This window comes from Clavibacter nebraskensis NCPPB 2581, assembly GCF_000355695.1.
Lineage (GTDB): Bacteria > Actinomycetota > Actinomycetes > Actinomycetales > Microbacteriaceae > Clavibacter > Clavibacter nebraskensis.
In genome coordinates this window covers 1,930,421-1,951,617 of record NC_020891.1, presented here as the reverse complement: position 1 = coordinate 1,951,617, position 21,197 = coordinate 1,930,421, and the positions used below count along the sequence as shown (strand labels likewise).

At 72.1% G+C, this 21,197-nt stretch carries 18 protein-coding genes; 15 read left to right on the top strand and 3 right to left on the bottom strand.

Annotation, left to right across the window (positions count from 1 at the left end; all coding sequences use genetic code 11):
- Window positions 1–103 precede the first annotated feature (103 nt).
- From CMN_RS09185 to CMN_RS09175, 3 genes are all read left to right on the top strand, one after another.
- Window positions 104–1,069 (top strand): ROK family glucokinase, encoded by a 966-nt coding sequence (locus tag CMN_RS09185; RefSeq protein WP_015490539.1) that lies wholly within the window; start codon window positions 104–106, stop codon window positions 1,067–1,069.
- Between the two features lie 91 nt (window positions 1,070–1,160).
- Window positions 1,161–1,850: a lysophospholipid acyltransferase family protein gene (locus CMN_RS09180; RefSeq protein ID WP_015490538.1), complete on the top strand. Its 690-nt coding sequence runs from the start codon at window positions 1,161–1,163 to the stop codon at window positions 1,848–1,850.
- 59 nt (window positions 1,851–1,909) lie between these two features.
- Entirely contained in the window at window positions 1,910–3,280 is a 1,371-nt protein-coding gene (locus tag CMN_RS09175) for a class II 3-deoxy-7-phosphoheptulonate synthase (protein WP_015490537.1), read from the top strand.
- Between the two features lie 80 nt (window positions 3,281–3,360).
- On the opposite strand, the gene pknB is transcribed toward CMN_RS09175, so the two are convergent.
- Together pknB and CMN_RS09165 are read right to left on the bottom strand one after the other, a co-directional pair.
- The gene (pknB, locus tag CMN_RS09170; protein ID WP_015490536.1) at window positions 3,361–5,310 is read right to left on the bottom strand and encodes a Stk1 family PASTA domain-containing Ser/Thr kinase; all 1,950 of its coding nucleotides are present in this window, start codon (window positions 5,308–5,310) and stop codon (window positions 3,361–3,363) included.
- Between the two features lie 82 nt (window positions 5,311–5,392).
- The gene (locus CMN_RS09165; protein WP_015490535.1) at window positions 5,393–6,658 is read right to left on the bottom strand and encodes a LysM peptidoglycan-binding domain-containing protein; all 1,266 of its coding nucleotides are present in this window, start codon (window positions 6,656–6,658) and stop codon (window positions 5,393–5,395) included.
- 211 nt (window positions 6,659–6,869) lie between these two features.
- Between CMN_RS09165 and CMN_RS09160 the strand changes: the two genes are divergently transcribed.
- On the top strand, window positions 6,870–7,211 hold the full coding sequence (locus CMN_RS09160; protein ID WP_015490534.1) for an Rv2175c family DNA-binding protein: 342 nt from the start codon (window positions 6,870–6,872) through the stop codon (window positions 7,209–7,211).
- Between the two features lie 52 nt (window positions 7,212–7,263).
- Here the strand turns inward: CMN_RS09160 and CMN_RS09155 are convergent, their stop codons facing one another.
- Window positions 7,264–8,385: a polyprenyl synthetase family protein gene (locus tag CMN_RS09155; RefSeq protein ID WP_015490533.1), complete on the bottom strand. Its 1,122-nt coding sequence runs from the start codon at window positions 8,383–8,385 to the stop codon at window positions 7,264–7,266.
- 77 nt (window positions 8,386–8,462) lie between these two features.
- Between CMN_RS09155 and CMN_RS09150 the strand changes: the two genes are divergently transcribed.
- The 11 genes from CMN_RS09150 to murG all read left to right on the top strand — a co-directional run bounded on the left by CMN_RS09150 (window position 8,463) and on the right by murG (window position 21,194).
- Entirely contained in the window at window positions 8,463–8,858 is a 396-nt protein-coding gene (locus CMN_RS09150) for an SCO2097 family morphological protein (RefSeq protein ID WP_015490532.1), read from the top strand.
- 339 nt (window positions 8,859–9,197) lie between these two features.
- Complete coding sequence (gene mraZ, locus CMN_RS09145) at window positions 9,198–9,629, top strand: division/cell wall cluster transcriptional repressor MraZ (RefSeq protein WP_012038555.1); 432 nt, start codon at window positions 9,198–9,200, stop codon at window positions 9,627–9,629.
- Window positions 9,630–9,732: 103 nt separating this feature from the next.
- A complete protein-coding gene (rsmH, locus tag CMN_RS09140) occupies window positions 9,733–10,689 on the top strand; it encodes a 16S rRNA (cytosine(1402)-N(4))-methyltransferase RsmH (RefSeq protein ID WP_015490531.1) in 957 nt (318 codons plus the stop codon).
- Window positions 10,686–11,360: a cell division protein FtsL gene (ftsL, locus tag CMN_RS09135; protein ID WP_015490530.1), complete on the top strand. Its 675-nt coding sequence runs from the start codon at window positions 10,686–10,688 to the stop codon at window positions 11,358–11,360. Before rsmH ends, ftsL begins: the two co-directional genes overlap by 4 nt.
- A gap of 91 nt (window positions 11,361–11,451) precedes the next feature.
- Window positions 11,452–13,233 (top strand): peptidoglycan D,D-transpeptidase FtsI family protein, encoded by a 1,782-nt coding sequence (locus CMN_RS09130; protein ID WP_015490529.1) that lies wholly within the window; start codon window positions 11,452–11,454, stop codon window positions 13,231–13,233.
- 12 nt (window positions 13,234–13,245) lie between these two features.
- Window positions 13,246–14,790, top strand: coding sequence for a Mur ligase family protein (locus CMN_RS09125; RefSeq protein WP_015490528.1), 1,545 nt, complete (start codon window positions 13,246–13,248; stop codon window positions 14,788–14,790).
- Window position 14,791: 1 nt separating this feature from the next.
- Window positions 14,792–16,201, top strand: a complete 1,410-nt coding sequence (locus CMN_RS09120; protein ID WP_015490527.1) for a UDP-N-acetylmuramoyl-tripeptide--D-alanyl-D-alanine ligase — start codon at window positions 14,792–14,794, stop codon at window positions 16,199–16,201.
- The gene (gene mraY / locus CMN_RS09115; protein WP_015490526.1) at window positions 16,195–17,304 is read left to right on the top strand and encodes a phospho-N-acetylmuramoyl-pentapeptide-transferase; all 1,110 of its coding nucleotides are present in this window, start codon (window positions 16,195–16,197) and stop codon (window positions 17,302–17,304) included. Before CMN_RS09120 ends, mraY begins: the two co-directional genes overlap by 7 nt.
- Before the next feature lie 2 nt (window positions 17,305–17,306).
- The gene (gene murD, locus CMN_RS09110; RefSeq protein WP_015490525.1) at window positions 17,307–18,851 is read left to right on the top strand and encodes a UDP-N-acetylmuramoyl-L-alanine--D-glutamate ligase; all 1,545 of its coding nucleotides are present in this window, start codon (window positions 17,307–17,309) and stop codon (window positions 18,849–18,851) included.
- Window positions 18,808–20,097: a putative lipid II flippase FtsW gene (ftsW, locus tag CMN_RS09105; RefSeq protein ID WP_015490524.1), complete on the top strand. Its 1,290-nt coding sequence runs from the start codon at window positions 18,808–18,810 to the stop codon at window positions 20,095–20,097. Before murD ends, ftsW begins: the two co-directional genes overlap by 44 nt.
- On the top strand, window positions 20,094–21,194 hold the full coding sequence (gene murG, locus CMN_RS09100; protein WP_015490523.1) for an undecaprenyldiphospho-muramoylpentapeptide beta-N-acetylglucosaminyltransferase: 1,101 nt from the start codon (window positions 20,094–20,096) through the stop codon (window positions 21,192–21,194). Before ftsW ends, murG begins: the two co-directional genes overlap by 4 nt.
- Window positions 21,195–21,197 lie beyond the last annotated feature (3 nt).

Genomic DNA, 21,197 nt, shown 5'->3' with positions numbered 1-21,197 from the left:
GGCATCAGCTTATGGGCGGCCGGGCCCGCGCGCTCGTCCCCGGTCGGGGGCGCCCGTCGCGTCAGTAGGATCGACGGGCGAGACGAACGGAAGGGCCCGCGGAGTGCATGCAATAGGGATCGACATCGGCGGGACGAAGATCGCGGGGGCCGTGGTCGACGAGCTCGGCGCCATCGCGGCCGAGGAGCGCACGCCCACGGAGGCGAGCAGCCCGGACGCCATCGTCGAGTCCGTCGTCGCGATGGTCGGCCGGCTCCGCGCCGAGCACCCCGACGTCGCCGCCGTGGGCGTCGCGGCGGCGGGCTTCATCGACGCCGCGCAGTCCTCCGTCTACTATGCCCCGAACATCAACTGGCGCAACGAGCCGGTGCGCGAGAAGCTGCGTGGCCGGATCGACGTGCCCATCGTCATCGAGAACGACGCGAACGCCGCGGGCTGGGCCGAGTTCCGCTACGGCGCGGGCCGCCTGGTCAGCGACATGGTCACGCTCACGATCGGCACGGGCGTGGGCGGCGCGATCGTCGCCGACGACCGCCTGTTCCGCGGCGGCTTCGGCGCGGGCGCCGAGCTCGGCCACATGCGCGTCGTGCCCGACGGCCTGCCGTGCGGGTGCGGCGCCCGGGGCTGCATCGAGCAGTACGGATCCGGCCGCGCGCTCCTGCGCACCGCGGACGAGCTCGCCGACCTCGGCGGCACGCACGGCGAGGGCCTCGCGGCGCGGCGGCGCGAGGTGGGCACGCTCACCGGCCACGACGTCAGCGACCTCATCCAGGCCGGCGACCCCGGCGCGCTCCTCGCCCTCCGTCGCCTCGGCGGCTGGCTCGGCGAGGCGGCCGCCAGCATCGGCGCGATCCTCGACCCGCAGATGTTCGTCATCGGCGGCGGCGTCGCGCAGGCGGGCGACCTCCTCCTCGACCCGATCCGCGAGGCCTACCTCGCGCACCTCCCGGCCCGCGGATACCACCCGGAGGCGGAGTTCCGCATCGCCGAGCTCGTCAACGACGCCGGCGTCGTGGGCGCGGCCGACCTCGCGCGACGCCACGCGGCGGCTCTCCGCCACGGCGCCTGAGCCCGGGCGTCGGCCGGCCGCCTCGGCCTGCGGCGTCCCCCGTCCCGGTCCGCCTATGCTGGATGCGACCCCACCCGGAAGGTGACCGACGATGTTCTACTGGTTCATGAAGAACCTGGTCGCCGGACCGCTCCTCCGGAGCACCTTTCGCCCGTGGGTCACCGGGCTCGAGAACATCCCCGCCAAGGGCGGCGTCATCCTCGCGAGCAACCACCTCTCGTTCATCGACTCGGTGTTCCTCCCGCTGCTGGTCGACCGCAACCTCGTGTTCCTCGCGAAGAGCGACTACTTCACGGGCACCGGCCTCAAGGGCTGGGCCACGAAGATGTTCTTCACGGCCACGGGCATGCTCCCCATCGACCGTTCCGGCGGCAAGGCGTCCGAGGCGTCGCTCAACACGGGGCTCCGCGTGCTCGCCGAGGGGCGCATGCTCGGCATCTACCCCGAGGGCACGCGCAGCCCCGACGGCCGCATGTACCGCGGACGCACGGGGGTCGCCCGCATGATCCTCGAGGGCGACGTCCCGGTCGTCCCGATCGCGATGATCGACACCGAGAAGGTCATGCCCATCGGCACCCGCATCCCGAAGGTCCGCCGGATTGGTGTGGTCATCGGCGAGCCGCTAGATTTCAGTAGGTTCGCCGGCCTCGAGGGAGACCGCTTCATCCTCCGCTCCATCACCGACGAGATCATGTACGAGCTCTCGAGGCTGAGCGGCCAGGAGTACGTCGACGTCTATGCGACCTCGGTCAAGGAGAAGCGCGGGAGCGCGGCCCGCTGACCGTCTCCCGCCCCGCCTCCACCGCGCACCACGCGCACGACACGAACCGGGATCCCACCGTGGCCTCTGAGCACCTCGTCCCCGCCCATCCCGACGTCCTCGCCGGACTCGACCACTGGCGCACTCTCGAGGTCAAGCAGCAGCCGCAGTGGCCCGACGCCGCCGCCGTCCACGCGGCATCCGCCGAGATCGCCCTGCTGCCGCCCCTGGTCTTCGCCGGCGAGGTGGATCTGCTGCGCTCCCGCCTCGCCGCCGCCGCCGACGGCCGCGCGTTCCTCCTCCAGGGCGGCGACTGCGCCGAGACGTTCGCGGGCGCCACGGCCGACGCCATCCGCAACCGCGTGAAGACCGTGCTCCAGATGGCCGTCGTCCTCACCTACGGCGCGGCCATGCCCGTCGTGAAGATGGGCCGCATGGCCGGCCAGTTCGCCAAGCCCCGCTCGAGCGACTCCGAGACGCGCGGCGACCTGACCCTGCCCGCGTACCGCGGCGACATCGTCAACGGCTACGACTTCACCCCCGAGTCGCGCGCGGCGGATCCCGCGCGCCTCGTGAAGGGGTACCACACGGCCGCATCGACGCTGAACCTCATCCGCGCCTTCACGCAGGGCGGCTTCGCCGACCTCCGCGAGGTGCACAGCTGGAACAAGGGCTTCGCCGCGAACCCGGCGAACCAGCGGTACGAGCAGCTCGCCCGCGACATCGACCGCGCGATCAAGTTCATGGAGGCCGCCGGGGCCGACTTCGACGACCTCAAGCGCGTCGAGTTCTACACCGGCCACGAGGGGCTCCTCATGGACTACGAGCGGCCCATGACGCGCATCGACTCGCGCACCGGCACGCCTTACAACACGTCGGCGCACTTCATCTGGATCGGCGAGCGCACGCGCGACCTCGACGGCGCGCACGTCGACTTCCTCTCTCGCGTCCGCAACCCGCTCGGCGTGAAGCTCGGCCCGTCGACTACGCCCGAGACGGTGCACGAGCTCATCGAGAAGCTCGACCCGGACCGCGAGCCCGGCCGCCTCACCTTCATCACGCGCATGGGCGCGGGCAGGATCCGCGACGCCCTGCCGCCCCTGCTCGAGGCCGTCAAGGCGTCGGACGCGAACCCGCTCTGGGTCACCGACCCCATGCACGGCAACGGCCTCACCACGCCCACCGGATACAAGACCAGGCGCTTCGACGACGTCGTCGACGAGGTGCAGGGCTTCTTCCAGGCGCACCGGGCGGCGGGCACGCATCCCGGCGGCATCCACATCGAGCTCACCGGCGACGACGTCACCGAGTGCCTGGGCGGATCCGAGCACATCGACGAGGCCACGCTCGCCACGCGGTACGAGTCGCTGTGCGACCCGCGGCTCAACCACATGCAGAGCCTCGAGCTCGCGTTCCTCGTCGCGGAGGAGCTGGCCGCCGCGCGCAGCTGACCCCGCGAGCACGACGATGCCCCGCCGCCCTCGAGGCGGTGGGGCATCGTCGTTCCGGGTCCGCGCTGGCGTCGGGCGGATCAGCCGGAGGCGGTGATGCCGAGGTTGACGGTGGAGCCACGGCGGACCATGGCGCCCGCATCCGGGCTCGCCGACACCACCTTCGTGATGCCGTCCGGCACCGCATCCCAGAACGTGGAGTACGCGTACGTGAAGCCCGCCTTGTCGAGCGCGGCCTTCGCTCCATCGCGCGTGAGGCCGACTACGTTCGGCACGGCCACGAGGTCCGGCCCCTTGGAGATCTCGAGCCCCACCTTGCTGCCGGGGGCGTCGCCGAGACCGGAGCGCACCGGGTTCTGGTCCAGCTGGTAGACGGAGATGACCTCGCCCGCGTCGACGTCGTCGCTGAAGCTCTGCTTCCCCGGCTCGCCGACGAGCCCCGCTTGGGCGAGCGTCGCCTTGGCCTGGTCGACGGAGCGGCCGTTCACCTGGGGGATCTTCCCGGCGGCGACCACCAGGGTCACCGTCTGCTGCTCCGGGTACTGGGCGGCGACGGGGGCTCCCGAGGAGTCCAGCACCTGCACGACGGTGCCCTCGGCGGCGTCGCCGTACTGCCGGATGGTCGCCTCTTGCACGACGAAGGGCACGCCCTCCAGGCGCGTCCGGGCGTCGGCCTCGGCGGCCCCGACCACGTCGGGCACGTCGAGGAGCCGCGGTCCGGTCGAGGCGTAGACGGTCACGGTGGATCCCTGGTCGACGGGCGTCCCGGAAGCCGGGACGCTCCGGGTCACGTGCCCCACCTCGACGTCCACGCTCGGCTCCTCGGCGCGCGCGACGACGAAGCCCTGGCCCTGGAGGGTGCCGGCGGCGTCGTCGATGGCCATGGCCGTCACGGACGGCACCGGGATGCGCGCGCCCGGGCCCTGCCCGTAGTACCAACCCGTGCCGCCGGCGAGGGCGGCGAGCATCACCACGAGGAGCGCGAGCATCCACCCGCGCGATCGACGGCGCGAGCCGGCGGCGGCGAGCGCGACGACGGACTCCGGCTCGGTGCGCTCGTCCTCCTGCCGCGTCATGACGGGCGGACCGCCCACGACCTGCGTCTCGCCGGTCGTGACGGAGGGGAGCGCCGGGGCGCTCGGGAAGACGACGGTGCGCTGGAGCGGAGCCGGGTCGCCCGACCGCGCGTCGAGGCGGTTCTGCACGGCGTAGAGCTCGTCGAGGAGCGCCCGGGCGTCACGGGGCCGCTGCTCGGGATCTCGCGCGGTCGCCCACAGGACCAGCTCGTCGAGCTCGACCGGCACGGACGCGTTGGCTGTGCTGGGGGTGGGCACCTGGTCGTTCGCGTGCTGGTACGCGATCTGCATGGGCTGCTCGCCCTTGAAAGGCTGCTCGCCCGCGAGCATCTCGTACATCATGATGCCGACGGCGTAGATGTCGCTGCGGGTGTCGGCGATGCCCCGCGTCACGAGCTCGGGGGAGAGGTACGCGATGGTCCCGAGGAGCGCCTGCCCCGTGGCCGTGTTCGCGCTGACGGCGCGCGCCAGGCCGAAGTCGCCGATCTTGATGCGCCCGTCGTCGGCCAGCAGCACGTTCTCGGGCTTCAGGTCGCGGTGCACGATGCCGGCCTTGTGCGCGGCGGCGAGACCCGAGAGCACGGCCTCGAGGATGTCGAGCGTCTGCTCGGGCGTCAACCGCTCGTACTCCTGCAGCAGCTCGCGCAGCGTCATGCCGGGCAGGTACTCCATGATGAGGTACGCCATGTCGGAGTCCTGGCCCTGGTCGAAGACGTTGACGACGTTGGGGTGCGCCAGCCGCGCGGCCGAGCGCGCCTCCTGGATGAAGCGGTCCCGGAACGCGCTGTCGTCGGCGAGGTGCCCGTGCATCACCTTGACGGCGACGCGACGCTCCAGCCGCAGGTCGGTCGCCACGTAGACCGTCGCCATCCCGCCGCGTGCGATGCGGGACCTGACCTGGTACCGACCGTCGAGGAGACGGCCGATCATGGGGTCGGTCGGGCTGGAGGTCACTGGATGATTCTAGGGATCGCCGGTGCCGGGGCCTCCCCGGCACACCGGTGCGCCGCCGGGCGGGTGCGCCTGCGGATCGGCGTCAGCCGATCTCGTCGAGCCACGCCCAGGCGGAGGCCTCCCACTTGGCGTAGGCGTCCGGGTACGCGGAGTACTGGACGGCCTGCGCCGCCTGCGTGACGGTCATCGACTTCCAGCCGGCGATGTCGAGGAGGCCGCGGGTCGCACCGGGGTTCGGGTTGACGCTGCCGCCGAAGAACGCGCGCGCCGCGTACACGGGGTCGTTGAGCTGGGCGGGCTGGCCCCAGCCCTGGCTCGGGCGCTGCTGGAAGAGGCCGATCGAGTCGCGGTCGCCCCAGTCGAGGTTGCGGAGGGTCGACTCCTGCGCCGCGGTGGCGAGCGCGATGACGAGTCCGTAGTCGCTGACGCCGGCGGAGCGTCCGACCTGGACGATGACGCGCGCGTTGCGGCGCATCTCGTCGGTCATGATCGTCGTCCCGTCCAGCGACGCGACCTGGACGACGGACGCGGACGCGTGCGGGATGGTGAGCTTGCTGCCCGCGTAGATGATGCTCGACCAGTTGAGGCCGTTGGTGTTCAGGAGGTCCTGGATGGTGACGCCCGACTTCGTCGCGATGCTGTGGAGCGTGTCGCCGGTCTCGATCGTGTACGTGCCGGAGAGGCCCTGCTTCGCGGCGGGGGAGGCGCTGGCGGGTGCCGCCGGCGCAGCCGAGGTACCGGAGCCCGGGATGGTGAGGCGGTTGCCGGGGAAGATCGTGCTCGTCGCCTGCAGGCCGTTGGCCTGGAGCACGGCCGAGGTCGAGACGCCGTGCTTGCCCGCGATGCCGGTCACGGTGTCGCCCGCGACGACCGTGTAGCTCGCTCCCGATCCGGTCGATGCCGCGGCCGGTGCCGGGGTCGACGTCCCGGACCCGCCGAGTGTGAGCGTCTGGCCGGGGAAGATGGTGGTCTTCCAGCCGAGCCCGTTCTGCGCGAGCACCGACGCGGTCGAGAGGCCGAAGCGGCCGGCGATGCTCGACACCGTGTCGCCCTGCTCGACCACGTACGTGGAGGGCGCGGCCACCATGGGCGCGGCCGCGGGGGCTGCCGTTTGAGCCGCGATGCGGGGGAGCTTGGTCTGCGTCGGGCCGGACTTGGCCTTGGGGATGCGCTTGACGGGGGCGGCCTCCGCGGGCGACGCCATGCCGAGGCTCACCGCGAGGGAGCCGACGAGCACGATGGGCATGGTCGCGAGGAGCGCCTTGGAGCGGCGGTTCGCCGAGCGTCCTGTGGCGGTGTCCGAGGACCGGTTGGTGTCGCGAGGGGAGGTGGGTTCGGTCATGGGCATGCTGGTCTACTCCGGCCGTCGTGCTCGATTCCCTGATGCAGGTGTTTCACGTTAACACGCAGGGAGAGAAAAGGGCACATAAGGGACGGATGTGACTGGAGTGAACAGCGACACGCGCCTTCGGCGGATAGGCAGGCGTTCCGAGCGGCGAAGCGCCTCGCGTCCGGGTGCTCGGTCCCGGGTCGACGCAGGACGTGCCAGCATGTGAGGCGTGAACGAGCCCTATGCCGACCGTGAGTGGTCGACCGTCCCCGATCTCGTCGACCTCATGGGTCTCACCGTCAGCCGCGTGCGCCGGCTCATCGAGGACAGGCGCCTGCTCGCGGTCCGCCTCGACGGCGTGCTCAAGGTGCCCACCGTCTTCCTGCGGGACGGCGAGCCGCTGTCCGAGCTGCGGGGCACGATCATCGTGCTCGGTGACAACGGCTTCACCGACGAGGAGGCCATGCACTGGCTCCTCACGGAGGAGCCGAGCCTCGGCACCGCCCCCATCGACGCCCTGCTGGCGGGGCGCAAGGCCGAGGTGCGTCGGGTCGCGCAGGCCAGCGCCTGACCCGAGCCCTCGCGGCCGCGGGCTGATCGGCCGGGTCCGACCCGCGGTCCGATCAGGTGACGCGGCGCGTGACGGTGTCGACGAGCAGCTCGAGCTGGTTCCTCGCGCGGGCTCCGATGGGGGCCTCGCGCAGCGCGGCGAGCGACTCGCGGACGTGACGGGAGATCATCCCCTCCACCTCGTCGAGGGCGCCGCTCTCGCGGAGGATCGACTGTAGGGCGCGGATCTGCTCGTCGTCGAGGTCCGGATCCCCGAGGAGCGCATCGACCGTGCGGCGCACCCCGTCCGGCAGCCGCCGGCGCGCCAGCGCGATCAGCACGGTGCGCTTGCCCTCGCGCAGGTCGTCTCCGCTCGGCTTCCCGGTCACGGCGCTGTCGCCGAACACGCCGAGCACGTCGTCCCGCAGCTGGAACGCGATGCCGAGCGGCAGGCCGACGGCGCGGAGCGCCGCCACCTGCTCGGGCGTCGCCCCCGCCAGGCTCGCGCCGACGACGAGCGGCGCCTCGATGCTGTACTTCGCGGACTTGTAGACGATCACGTTGTGGGCCCGGGCGAGCGTGTCGTCCTCGGGCACGGTCGGCCACGCCACCTCCTCGAGCACGTCGAGGTACTGGCCGAGCGTGACCTGGGTGCGCATCGTCGCGAGCTCGGCGCGGGTGGCGCGGGCCGCCGACCCGTCCGCCAGCGCCAGGAGCGAGTCGATGAGCAGCTCGTCGCTCCACCCCAGGAGGAGGTCGCCCAGGAGGATCGCCCCCGCCTCGCCGAAGCCCGCCGAGGATCCGCCCCAGCCGCTCGCCGCGTGCAGCGCCTCGAAGCGGCGGTGGGCTGCGGGTCGGCCGCGACGCGTGTCGGAGCGGTCGATGATGTCGTCGTGGACGAGCGCCGCCGCGTGGAAGATCTCGAGGCCCGCGGCCACGCCGACGACCGCGCGGTAGCCCGGTCGTTCCTCGCCCTGAGGCCGTCCGGCAGGGGAGGGCTCGAGGTCGATCACCGAACGCCACCCCCAGTAGCAGAACTGCGCGCGGAACCGCTTCCCGCCTCTCAGCAGATCCGAGGAGAACTCCTGGATGGGCGCAAGATCCGGGCTGATCTCCCGGAGTCCCGCCGCCTGGGTCGTCAGGAAGTCGTCGAGGCGGGTCTGGACGTGGCTGACGAGGCGGTCGCTTTCGGGCACCCGCCTAGCCTAGCCAGGGGCAGGGAGCTAGAATCCACAGGTGATCACCGACGCGTCGTCCCGAGCCTGAGGGGAACATGATGCCGCTTTCCGAGCAAGAGCAGCGCCTGCTGGAGGAGATGGAGCGCAGCCTCTATCACAACGACGCAGACTTCGTGGCGACCGTCAGCGGTCGCCGCACCAGACCGAACTACACGATGGTCGTGGTCGGGGTGCTGGTCATCGTCCTCGGCATCGCCGCCCTGGCCGCCGGCGTCATCACCAAGCTGGCGATCATCGGCATCCTCGGCTTCGCCATCATGATCGTGGGGGCGCTCCTCATCTTCAGTCCGCGTGACGCGGGCGCCGGTGCGCCGACCGCTTCCGCGCCCCGTGCCCCTGGCCGCGGTTCCGGCAAGCGACCCTCTTCGTCGTCCTCCTTCATGGACCGCATTAACGAGCGCTGGGAGAAGCGCCAGGGCGGTCAGGACTGACCACCTCCTGAGGCGGCCCTCCACCGCCCTCCACTCGACCCGAAGGGGCCGATCCCGAACCGGGATCGGCCCCTTCTCCTGTTCTCCCCGCGCCCCACATCGCTCCCCGACGCCCCGCCGGCCGCCCCCGTGACCGCCGGCGGGGCGTCGTCGCGCGTCCACGGCGCGCCGGACGACGGATGTCCCTCCACATCCCTCCCCGCACGAGATGCCACGGGATCACGGGGATCGGGGGACACTCGCTGCGAATTAACCTCACGTGCCTGGCAGTGGGTGGAGGGCTGTGGAGTAAAGTGGAGCAAGTCCTGAACCACGGCCGGAGAGACAGGGGGTGTTGGTGTGTTCCTCGGCACCCATTCGCCTCGTCTCGACGACAAGGGGCGGCTCATCCTCCCCGCGAAGTTCCGCGACGAGCTCGAGGGCGGCGTCGTCATGACGCGCGGCCAGGACCGCTGCATCTACGTGTTCACGACGCGCGAGTTCGAGGAGCTGCACGACCGCATGCGCCAGGCGCCGCTCGCGAGCAAGCAGGCGCGCGACTACATGCGCGTCTTCCTGTCCGGGGCGAACGCCGAGACGCCGGACAAGCAGCACCGCATCACCATCCCGCAGGCGCTCCGCACCTACGCGGGCCTCGACCGCGAGCTTGCGGTCATCGGCGCGGGCAGCCGCGTCGAGATCTGGGACGCCGGCACGTGGGACGAGTACCTCACCGCCAACGAGAGCGCGTTCGCCGACACCGCGGAGGAGGTGATCCCCGGCCTGTTCTGACCCCGGCCCCTGACTCCCAGCCGTCCGACGCCCTGCCGCACTTCCCCGGTGGCAGGTCGGGACGGATGGGGATCAGGAGCCGCGGACAGGGCATCGGGATGCCATGGCCCTCGACGACATCCACACCCCTGTCCTCCTCGATCGGTGCCTCGAGCTGCTCGCCCCCGGCCTCCAGGGAGATGGCGCCGTGCTCGTCGACGCCACCCTCGGGATGGCCGGCCACTCCGAGGCGTTCCTCGACGCGCTGCCCGGCCTCCGCCTGGTCGGGCTCGACCGCGATCCGGACGCCCTCGCGATCGCGGGGGAGCGGCTCGCCCGCTTCGGCGACCGGGTCCACCTCGTCCACACCGTGTACGACGGCATCGGCCGCGCGCTCGACGGGCTCGGGATCGGCGAGGTCCAGGGCGTCTTCTTCGACCTCGGCGTCTCGTCGCTCCAGCTCGACCGGGTCGAGCGCGGCTTCTCGTACTCGCAGGATGCGCCCCTCGACATGCGCATGGACGGCACCGCGGGCCTCACGGCCGCCCAGGTGGTGGCGGAGTACGACGAGCTCGAGCTGCGCCGGATCTTCTACGACTACGGCGAGGAGAAGCTCGCCCCCCGCTACGCCAGCCGCATCGTCCAGGCGCGCGAGGTGGAGCCGATCACCACGTCGGCGCGGCTCGTGGAGATCATCCAGCAGGCGACGCCCGCCGCGGTGCAGCGGGCCGGGCACCCGGCCAAGCGCGTGTTCCAGGCGCTGCGCATCGAGGTCAACCAGGAGCTGAGCGTGCTGGCGCGGGCGATGCCGGCCGCGATCGACCGGCTCGCGGTCGGCGGTCGCGTGGTCGTCGAGTCGTACCAGTCGCTCGAGGACCGCATCGTGAAGCGCGAGCTGCGCGCCCGGTCCACGAGCACCGCACCCGTGGGGCTCCCCGTCGAGCTCCCCGAGCACCGTCCCGAGCTGAAGCTCCTCGTCCGCGGCGCCGAGCTCGCGGACCAGCACGAGATCGCCCAGAACCCCCGCGCCGCATCCGTCCGGTTGCGCGCCGCCGAACGAGCCAGGAGGCGACACGCATGACCGATGCAGCACGCGCGACCGCGCGTCCCCGGATCCGGCCGTCCGCCGAGCCGCCCACCCGCCACATCGAGGTCGTGGCCACCCGCGGCCAGCGTCGCGCCCGACCGCGCACCGTCTACGCCGTGATCGTCGTGGGCGGGCTCTTCGCCGTGCTCCTCGCGCAGCTGCTGCTCTCCATCGGCCTGTCCGACGGGGCGTACGCGATCCAGTCGCTGCAGCAGCAGCAGAAGGAGCTGGACCGCACGCACCAGGCGCTGACCGAGGACGTCGACCGGCTGTCGTCCCCGCAGAACCTGGCGCGGAACGCCCAGGCGCTCGGCATGGTCGCGAGCGCGTCGCCCTCCTTCCTCTCGCTCGACGGCACCATCCAGGGCACGCCGCACGCCAAGGACGGCGCCACGACGGCGCTCACCGCCGACACCCTCATCGGCAACTCGCTCCTCTCCGGCGTGCCACTCACCATCGAGAGCGACCCGACGAAGCACGCGGCCGCCCTCCAGGCCGCCACCGCGCAGGACGGCGCCGCCGCGGTCGACCCGGGCTCGGCCATCCCGGGCTCCGCCGAGGCGACCGGCGGGGTGACCGCCGGGACCCTGAGCGCGCCTCCCGCGTCGGGCGCGGCCTCCGGGCTAGCGTCGGCCACGGCGATCCCGACCCCGCAGACCCGCTGACGCCCGGCCCCGCCGAGGGGCCGTCGGCACCGCACGACACCGCTCCGACGGAGCACCGCACCGCACCACAGGCACCGAGAGGAACCACCGAGTGAGCACGATCTCGAACCGACGGCGCATCGCCTTCTCCCTGATCGCGATACTCGCCGTCATCGGGGTCTTCGTCGTGAAGCTCATCGACATCCAGGTCGTGCAGGCCTCGGAGCTCAACGAGGAGGCGCTCGGCAAGCGGGCCATCTCGCAGACCCTGCCCGGCGTCCGCGGCAGCATCTACGACGCCGACGGCAAGGTGCTCGCGGACAGCGTGCTCCGCTACGACGTGACGATGGACCCCTCCAAGGCCGGCGACTTCACCCGTACGGTGACGGGCGACGACGGCAAGCCGGTGAAGCAGGACGTGTCGCTCGCGGACGCGGAGGCGCAGCTGGGCGCGATCACGGGGCAGAAGCCCGAGGAGATCGACGGGCTCATCACCGGCGCGCTCGCCACGGACCCGAAGTCGCTCTTCGGCTATGTGACCAAGGGCGTCGACGTGGACGCGTACCTGGCCATCCGGGACCTCAAGATCCCGTGGATCTACTTCCAGGCGGTCTCGAGCCGCACGTACCCCAACGGGCAGATCGCGGGCAGCATCCTCGGCTACATCGCGGGTGACGGCACGATCAAGGCCGGGCTCGAGCAGGAGTACGACTCGTGCCTCGCGGCGCAGGACGGCGCGCAGACGTACGAGCGCGGCGCGGACGGCGTGCCGATCGCCGGCAGCACCGTCACGCAGAAGCCGGCCAAGGACGGCAGCGACGTGATGACCAACATCGACACGGACCTCGAGTACTTCGCCCAGACCGCCGTCGCCGAGCAGGCCGTGAAGGTCGGCGCCGACTACGGGCACGCGACCATCGTCGAGGTGAAGACCGGCAAGGTCCTCGCGGTCGCCGAGTACCCGTCCGTCGACCCCAACGACGTGTCCGCCACGAAGCCCGAGGACCGGGGGAGCCGCGCGTTCAGCTCGCCGTTCGAGCCCGGATCCACGCTCAAGACCGTGACCGCCGCGGCGCTCCTCGACTCCGGCAAGGCGGACGCGGGCACCCACGTGGTGGCGCCGTACACGTTCACGCGCCCGAACGTGAAGCTCAGCGACAGCTACGTGCACCCCGACCTCCACTTCACGCTCGCGGGCGTGCTCATGGACTCCTCGAACACGGGCATCTCGGCGCTCGGCGAGCGCCTGTCTGCCCAGGACCGCTACGGCTACCTCAAGGCCTTCGGCGTCGGCGAGAAGACGGACATCGACTTCCCCGGCGAGAGCAGCGGGCTCGTCCGCCCCTGGCAGGAGTGGGACCCGCAGACCAACTACGCGACCATGTTCGGGCAGGGCCTCACGACCACGGCGCTCCAGGTCGCGAGCATCTACCAGACCATTGGCAACCACGGCGTGAAGCTGCCGCTGTCGCTCGTCTCGGGCTGCAAGGCCGCCGACGGCACCGTCACGGACCAGCCGGACACGACCGGCACGCAGGTCGTCTCACCCCAGGCCGCCGACTCCACCGTGAACATGCTCGAGACCGTCGTCACCGACGGGCACCTCTCCAAGGACCTCACGATCCCGGGCTACCGGGTGGCGGCGAAGTCCGGTACGGCGCAGGTCGCGGAGGCCGACGGCAAGTACGGCAAGAACTACCTGGTGTCGATCGCGGGCCTCGCGCCGGCCGAGGACCCCCAGTACGTCGTGTCGATCAGCCTGGCCAATCCGGATACCATGAAGTCCTCGGCGGCCGCGGCGCCGGTCTTCCAGAAGATCATGTCCCAGGTACTGAAGACCTACCGGGTCCCGCCCTCCAGCGTGCCGTCCCCGAACCTCCCGACGACCTACTGAGAGATGAGGGCGATGACCTCCCCTGCCACTCCCGCCCTCCGCCCCGAGCATCCCGTCGCACGGTCGCTGTCCGGCCTGGTGCGCGACTTTGCGCTCGACGTCTCCGGCGACGTGGACGACGTGGAGGTCACCGGCGTCACCCTGTCCTCCGGGGACGTGCAGCCCGGCGACCTCTACGTCGGGCTCCGCGGCGCCCGCGCGCACGGCGCCCGCTTCGCGGCGGACGCGGCCGCGAGCGGCGCGGTCGCGGTGCTCACCGACCCCGACGGGCTCGCCGACGCGCAGGGCTCGGGCCTGCCGGTGATCCTCACCCCCGACCCGCGCGCGGCCCTCGGCGACATCGCCGCATGGGTCCACCGCTCGGCGGAGAACCCGGCGACGCTCTACGGCGTCACGGGCACGAACGGCAAGACGAGCGTGGTGTACCTGCTCGACGGTCTGCTCCGCCAGCTCGGCGTCGTGACCGGCCTGACCTCCACCGCCGAGCGGCGCATCGGCGAGGAGAGCATCACCAGCCGCCTCACCACGCCCGAGGCGAGCGAGCTGCACGCGCTCCTCGCCCGCATGCGCGAGGCGGAGGTCCGCGCCGTCACGATCGAGGTCTCGGCGCAGGCCCTCACCCGGCACCGGGTCGACGGCCTGGTCTTCGACGTCGCCGCCTTCATCAACCTGAGCCACGACCACCTCGACGACTACGCCGACTTCGAGGAGTACTTCGAGGCCAAGGCCGCGTTCTTCGACCCCGACCGCGCGCGCCGAGGCGTCGTGTCGCTCGACACCGAGTGGGGCCAGCGCATCGTCGAGGGCTCCCGCATCCCCATGACGACCATCTCCTCGAAGCCCGGCGTCGATGCCGACTGGACCGTGACCGTCCTCGAGCAGACGCCCGACTCCACGGGCTTCCGCCTCGAGGGCCCCGACAACCGCGTGCTCGTCTCGCGCGTGCCCGTGCCCGGCTGGTTCATGGCCGCGAACGCCGGCCTCGCGATCGTCATGCTCGTCGAGTCGGGCTACGACCTCGACGCCGTCGCCCACGTGCTCGACCGCGACGGCGGCATCCAGGCCTACATCCCCGGCCGCGCCGAGCGCGTGTCCGGCGAGACCGGTCCCCTCTTCTTCGTCGACTACGGGCACACGCCCGACGCCTTCGAGCAGACGCTGCAGGCGCTCCGGCCGTTCACGCCCGGGAAGCTCGTGATGGTGTTCGGTGCCGACGGCGACCGGGACACCACGAAGCGCGCCGAGATGGGCGCGATCGCCGCCCGCCTCGCGGACGTCGTGGTCATCACCGACTACCACCCGCGCTACGAGGACCCGGCGTCGATCCGGGCGAGCCTCATCGCGGGCGCGCGGGCTGCGGTGCCGGGCCGCGAGATCCACGAGGTGCCCGACCCCGCCACCGCGATCCGCACGGCGGTGTCGCTGGTCGGCGAGGGCGACACCATCCTCGTCGCCGGACCCGGGCACGAGGACTACCACGAGGTGGCCGGGCGCAAGATCCCGTTCTCCGCCCGTGACGACGCGCGCGCGGCCCTCCGCGACGCAGGCTGGAGCTGACATGATCGCCCTCACCCTCGCCGAGATCGCCGAGGCGGTCGACGGCCGCCTCCTGTTGCGCGGCGACGCCACCGCGCAGACCGTCGTCGACGGGGCGGTCGACACTGACAGCCGCCTCATCGGCCCCGGTGGGATCTTCGTCGCCAAGCCCGGCGAGGAGACCGACGGCCACCTGTTCGCGCCGAAGGCCGTCGAGGCCGGCGCCGCGCTCCTCCTCGTCGAGCGCGAGCTCGACCTGCCCGTGCCCCAGGTGCTCGTGCCCGACGTGGTCGACGCGCTCGGCCGGCTGGCGCACGAGGTGGTGGCACGGGTGCGCGCGCTGGGCGGGCTGCGGATGGTCGCGGTCACCGGATCCAACGGCAAGACCACCACCAAGAACCTGCTGCACGCGATCCTCTCCACGCAGGGCGAGACCGTGTCGCCCGTCGCGTCCTTCAACAACGAGGTCGGCGCGCCGCTCACCATGCTCAAGGTCACGCGCAGCACGCGCTTCCTCGTGGCGGAGATGGGCGCGAGCGGGCTGGGCGAGATCACGCGCCTCATCCGCATGGCGAAGCCCGACGTCGGCATCGTCCTCACGGTGGGCCTCGCCCACGCGGGCGGCTTCGGCGGCATCGAGCGGACGCTCGTGACGAAGACCGAGATGGTGAAGGACCTCCTGCCCGAGGACACCGCCGTGCTCAACGCCGACGACCCGCGCGTGGCCTCCATGAGCGACAAGACCGAGGCGCCCGTGCTGTGGTTCGGCCGGGACGCCCGCGCCGCCGTCCGCGCGACCGACATCGTCGCGTCCGCCGCCGGCACCACCTTCACGCTGCACCTGCCCGACGGATCCGAGCGCCCGGTCTCCTTCCGCGTGCTCGGCGAGCACCACGTCACCAACGCGCTGGCCGCCGCGGCGGGCGCGTGGGCGCTCGGCGTCGACGGCGACTCCATCGTGTCCGCCCTGCAGACCGTGCAGCGCGCCGAGCGCTGGCGCATGGAGGTGCTCGGCGGCAACGGCGTCACGGTGATCAACGACGCCTACAACGCGAGCCCCGACTCCATGGCGGCTGCGCTCCGCACGCTCGCGCAGATCCGCGGGCCCGAGCAGCGGACGGTCGCGGTCCTCGGCGAGATGAGCGAGCTCGGCGAGTTCTCCGAGGAGGAGCACGACCGCGTGGGCCTGCTCGCGGTGCGCCTCAACATCGGGCAGCTCGTCGTGGTGGGCCGGCCCGCCCGCCGCCTGCACCTCGAGGCCATCGCGCAGGGATCCTGGGACGGCGAGTCGATCTTCGCCGAGGACGCGGGCGAGGCGCGCGAGATCCTCGACCGGATCCTCCGCGACGGCGACCTGGTGCTCGTGAAGTCCTCGAACTCCGCCGGGCTCCGCTTCCTCGGCGACGAGCTGGGGGAGAAGTACTCGTGGTAGCCCTCCTCGGCGCGGGCGCCATCTCGCTCGTCTTCACGCTCTTCCTGACGCCGCTGTTCATCAAGCTGTTCCACCGGCTGCAGTGGGGCCAGTTCATCCGCGACGACGGCCCGCAGTCGCACCACACCAAGCGCGGCACGGCCACCATGGGCGGCATCGTCATCATCCTGGCGAGCGTCATCGGCTACTTCGTGGGGCACCTGCTCACCTGGGACGGGATCCGCTTCGACCCCGTGACGCCGTCGGGCCTCCTCGTGGTGTTCATGATGGTCGGCCTCGGCTTCGTCGGCTTCCTCGACGACTACCTGAAGACCCGCAAGCAGCAGTCCCTCGGCCTCGGCGGCTGGCAGAAGGTCGCCGGCCAGGTCATCGTCGCCACTGTGTTCGCGGTGCTCGCCATCACGCTGCGCGACCCGGTGTCGGGGCTCACGCCCGCGTCCACCGCCATCAGCCTGTTCCGTGACCTGCCGCTCGACTTCATGGCGCTCGGCGCGGTCATCGGCACGGGCCTGTTCATCGTCTGGATCTGCCTCATCGTCGCGAGCGCCTCGAACGGCGTGAACGTGGCTGACGGCCTCGACGGCCTCGCCGCGGGCGCGTCGATCTTCTCGATCGGGTCGTACGTCATCATCGGCTTCTGGCAGTTCAACCAGTCGTGCGACAGCGTCTCCAGCTACCAGAACGAGTACCGCTGCTACGAGGTGGCGAGCCCGCTCGACCTCGCGATCATCGCGGCCTCCATCGTGGGCGCGCTCATCGGCTTCCTCTGGTGGAACACCTCGCCCGCGCAGATCTTCATGGGCGACACCGGCTCCCTCGGCCTCGGCGGCGCCCTCGCCGCCCTCGCCATCCTCAGCCGCACCGAGCTGCTGCTCGTCTTCATCGGCGGCCTGTTCGTGATCGTCGCGGGCTCGGTGGTGCTCCAGCGCATCTACTTCAAGCTCACGCACGGCAAGCGCATCTTCCTCATGAGCCCGCTGCACCACCACTTCGAGCTCAAGGGCTGGGCGGAGGTCACGGTCGTCGTGCGCTTCTGGATCATCGCGGGCCTGCTGGTGGCGGCGGGCGTCGGCACCTTCTACCTGGAATGGATCACGCAGTAGAGATGACGGACGCTCCCCTCGACGACGGCCGGGCGCTCGCGCGACCCGACTCCCTGCACAGCTGGCACGACGACTGGACCGGGCTCCGCGTCGCCGTCCTCGGCCTCGGGCGCACGGGCTTCTCCGTCGCCGACACGCTGATCGAGCTCGGCGCGGACGTGCTCGTGGTCGCGGCCGACGCGTCGCCGGAGCGGCTGGCGCTGCTCGACGTCATCGGCGGGCGCCTGGTCCGGCCCACCGACGAGGAGCCCGTGCCCGCGGAGCTCGTGGCGTTCGCGCCCGAGCTCGTCGTCGTGTCGCCCGGCTACGCGCCCGCGCACCCGCTGCCCGCCTGGGCGACGGAGGCGGGGCTCCCGCTGTGGGGCGACATCGAGCTCGCCTGGCGCGTGCGCGACAAGACCGGGACGCCGGCCGAGTGGATCACGATCACGGGCACCAACGGCAAGACCACCACCACGCAGCTCACGGCCGCGCTCCTGCAGGAGGGCGGCGTGCGTGCCGTGCCGTGCGGGAACATCGGCCTGCCCGTGCTCGACGTCGTGCGCCATCCCGACGGCTTCGACGTGCTCGTCGTCGAGCTCTCCAGCCACCAGCTGCACTACATGCGCGAGGTGCGGCCGTACTCGAGCGCCTTCCTCAACCTCGCCGACGACCACCTCGAGTGGCACGGGTCCCGCCAGGCGTACGCCGCCGCCAAGGGCCGCGTCTACGCGGACACGCGCGTGGCCTGCGTCTACAACCGCGCCGACCGCGCCACCGAGGACGCGGTCCGCGAGGCGGACGTGCAGGACGGCGCGCGCGCCATCGGCTTCGGCCTCGACGCGCCGGGTCCGAGCGACCTCGGCATCGTCGACGGGATCCTCTGCGACCGCGCCTTCCTCGAGGAGCGCTTCACCAGCGCCCTGGAGCTGACGACACTCGACGAGCTGCGCGCGGTCGGCCTCGCGGCACCGCACATCGTGCAGAACATCCTCGCCGCGGCCGCGCTCGCCCGGTCCTACGGCGTCTCGCCGGCGGTCGTGCGGCAGGCGCTCCAGCGCTTCGAGCTCGACAGCCACCGCATCGAGCGGATCGGGGAGCGCGACGGCGTCGCGTTCGTCGACGACTCGAAGGCGACGAACCCGCATGCCGCGTCCGCGTCGCTCGCGGCGTTCCCCTCCGTGGTGTGGCTCGTCGGCGGCCTCCTCAAGGGCGTGGAGCTCGACGAGCTGATCCGCGCCCACGCGCCGCGCCTGCGCGCCGCCGTCGTCATCGGCGTCGAGCGCGCCAAGGTGCTCGCGGCATTCGCGCGACACGCGCCCGACGTGACCGTCCTCGAGGTGGCCGAGAGCGACACTGAGGAGGTCATGCGGTCCGCCGTGCGGCTCGCGGCGGGCGTGGCCCGGGAGGGCGACACCGTCCTCCTGGCTCCGGCAGCGGCATCCATGGACCAATTCACCGACTACGCCGATCGCGGACGCCGATACCGGGCCGCGGTCGACCACCACCTGGGAGGTGCGGCGGATGACACTGCCCCCGAGAACGACGCGGACCCCTCGCGCGGCTGACGCGCCGGGGCCCCGCGGCCCGCGCACCCCGTCCGCTCCCGCCGAGGACGCGCAGGAGGGGACGCAGCGTCGCGGCCTCGCCGCCCGGATCCACCTCGGTCGCGCCTTCCACGCGGAGAGCGGCTCCTACTTCCTCCTGCTCGGCACCACGCTCTTCCTGGTCGTCTTCGGCCTGGTGATGGTGCTGTCGTCGTCGAGCATCGACTCGTTCGTCGCCGGCGGCGGCTTCTTCGGCATCTTCCTCAAGCAGGGGATGTTCGCGCTCATCGGCGTGCCGCTGATGCTGCTGGTCTCGCTCGTGCCGCCCATGTTCTGGAAGCGCTGGGCGTGGGTCCTCCTGCTCGCGGCCTCCGCCGTGCAGCTGCTCGTGTTCGGCCCCATGGGCGTGAAGGTCGGCGAGAACATCGGCTGGATCCGCATCGCGGGCACGACGTTCCAGCCCGCGGAGCTCATCAAGGTGGGCCTCGTGATCTGGTTGGCCTTCATCCTCGCCCGGAAGCGCCATCTGCTGCGCACCTGGCCCCACATCCTCATCCCCGTGCTGCCCGTCGCGGGCGGCGCCGTCGGCCTCGTCGCGCTCGGCGGCGACCTCGGGACGGTCATCATCATGGCGAGCATCGTGCTCGGCGCCCTGTTCTTCGCGGGCATCCCCATCGGCAAGCTGACGCTCATGCTCACGATCGGCTCCGTGCTCGCGGTGCTCATGACCGTGATCAGCGACAGCCGCATGCGCCGAGTCACCGAGTTCATCACCGGCCAGTGCGACTACGCGGGCGGCTGCTGGCAGTCCACGCACGGCCTGTACGCGCTGGCCGCCGGCGGGATCTTCGGCGTCGGCCTCGGCAACTCGAAGGCCAAGTGGATGTGGCTGCCCGAGGCCGACAACGACTACATCTTCGCGATCATCGGCGAGGAGCTCGGCCTCATCGGCGCGATCGTCGTCATCCTCCTGTTCGTCGTGCTCGCCATCGGCTTCATCCGCGTGATCCGCGCCAACACCGACACGTTCGCGCGCGTCGCCACGGGCGCCGTCATGACCTGGATCATCGTGCAGGCCTTCGTGAACATCGGCGTGGTGCTGAACCTGCTCCCGGTGCTCGGGGTGCCGTTGCCGTTCGTGTCGTCGGGAGGGTCCTCGCTCGTGACGACGCTCGTGGCGATGGGCATCGTGCTCGGCTTCGCCCGGAGGCCGACGACCGAGGAGTCGCCGGACGTGATCCCGGCCGTGATCGGCATGCGCTCGTGACGGTCTACCTGCTGGCCGGCGGTGGCACGGCGGGGCACGTGAACCCGCTGCTCGCCGTCGCCGACGAGTTGCGGGCGCGCGAGCCCGAGTCCACGATCCTCGTCCTCGGCACGCGCGAGGGGCTCGAGTCCCGGCTCGTCCCGGCGCGCGGCTACGAGCTGCTCACCATCGCGCGCCTGCCGTTCCCGCGCCGTCCGAACCGCGCCGCCGTGGCGTTCGCGCCCGCGTTCGCGCGGGCCGTCGGGCACATCCGGCGCATGCTCGCCGAGCGCGGCGTCGACGTGGTCGTCGGCTTCGGCGGCTACGCGGCCGCGCCCGCCTACCTCGCCGCGCGTCGCTCGGGCGTGTCCGTCGTCGTGCACGAGGCCAACGCCTCGCCCGGCCTCGCCAACCGGCTCGGGGCCCGCGTCGCCATCGCCGTCGGGATCACGTTCCCCGACACCGTCCTCCCTCGTGCGCAGGCCGTCGGCATGCCGCTGCGCCGCGAGATCGCGACCCTCGACCGCGACGCCGTGCGCGACGCCGCGCGCGCTGAGCTCGGCCTCGACGCGGACCGCCCGACGCTCTTCGTCACGGGCGGATCCACGGGCGCGCGCAGCCTCAACCGCACCGTCGTGCAGGTGGCCGAGCGCATCACCGCGACGGGCGCGCAGATCCTGCACATCGTCGGCGGCGCGCAGGAGTTCACCGACCCGGGCGTCGAGCGCTATCACGTCGTCGGCTACTCCGACCGCATGGAGCTCGCCATCGCCGCGGCCGACCTCGTCGTGTCCCGCGCCGGGGCCGGCGCGCTGTCCGAGCTCACCGCCGTGGGGGTCCCCGCGATCTACGTGCCGTACCCGGTGGGCAACGGCGAGCAGGCCGTCAACGTCCGCGGCGTGGTCGCGGCCGGCGGCGGCATCGTCGTGGCCGACGCCGACTTCACGCCCGACTGGGTGCTCGCGCACGTCCTCCCGCTCCTGTCCGACCCGGCGGCGCTCGCGCGCATGTCCCGAGCGGCGGCCTCCGTCGGCACGCGCGATGGCGCCGCCCGCATGGCCGACCTCGTCCGCGCCGCCGTCGCCGCCCGCCCGCCCCGGCCCGCCGCGCGGCGCTGACCG

Excerpts from the sequence above, each read along its gene's own strand:
- ftsL (WP_015490530.1), top strand. The coding sequence starts at position 10,686 with ATGACCGATGCAGCACGCGCGACCGCGCGTCCCCGGATCCGGCCGTCC.
- murD (WP_015490525.1), top strand. The coding sequence starts at position 17,307 with ATGACGGACGCTCCCCTCGACGACGGCCGGGCGCTCGCGCGACCCGAC.
- ftsW (WP_015490524.1), top strand. The coding sequence starts at position 18,808 with ATGACACTGCCCCCGAGAACGACGCGGACCCCTCGCGCGGCTGACGCG.
- CMN_RS09180 (WP_015490538.1), top strand. The coding sequence starts at position 1,161 with ATGTTCTACTGGTTCATGAAGAACCTGGTCGCCGGACCGCTCCTCCGG.
- CMN_RS09125 (WP_015490528.1), top strand. The coding sequence starts at position 13,246 with ATGACCTCCCCTGCCACTCCCGCCCTCCGCCCCGAGCATCCCGTCGCA.
- CMN_RS09150 (WP_015490532.1), top strand. The coding sequence starts at position 8,463 with ATGATGCCGCTTTCCGAGCAAGAGCAGCGCCTGCTGGAGGAGATGGAG.
- rsmH (WP_015490531.1), top strand. The coding sequence starts at position 9,733 with ATGGCCCTCGACGACATCCACACCCCTGTCCTCCTCGATCGGTGCCTC.
- CMN_RS09120 (WP_015490527.1), top strand. The coding sequence starts at position 14,792 with ATGATCGCCCTCACCCTCGCCGAGATCGCCGAGGCGGTCGACGGCCGC.
- CMN_RS09165 (WP_015490535.1), bottom strand. The coding sequence starts at position 6,658 with ATGCCCATGACCGAACCCACCTCCCCTCGCGACACCAACCGGTCCTCG.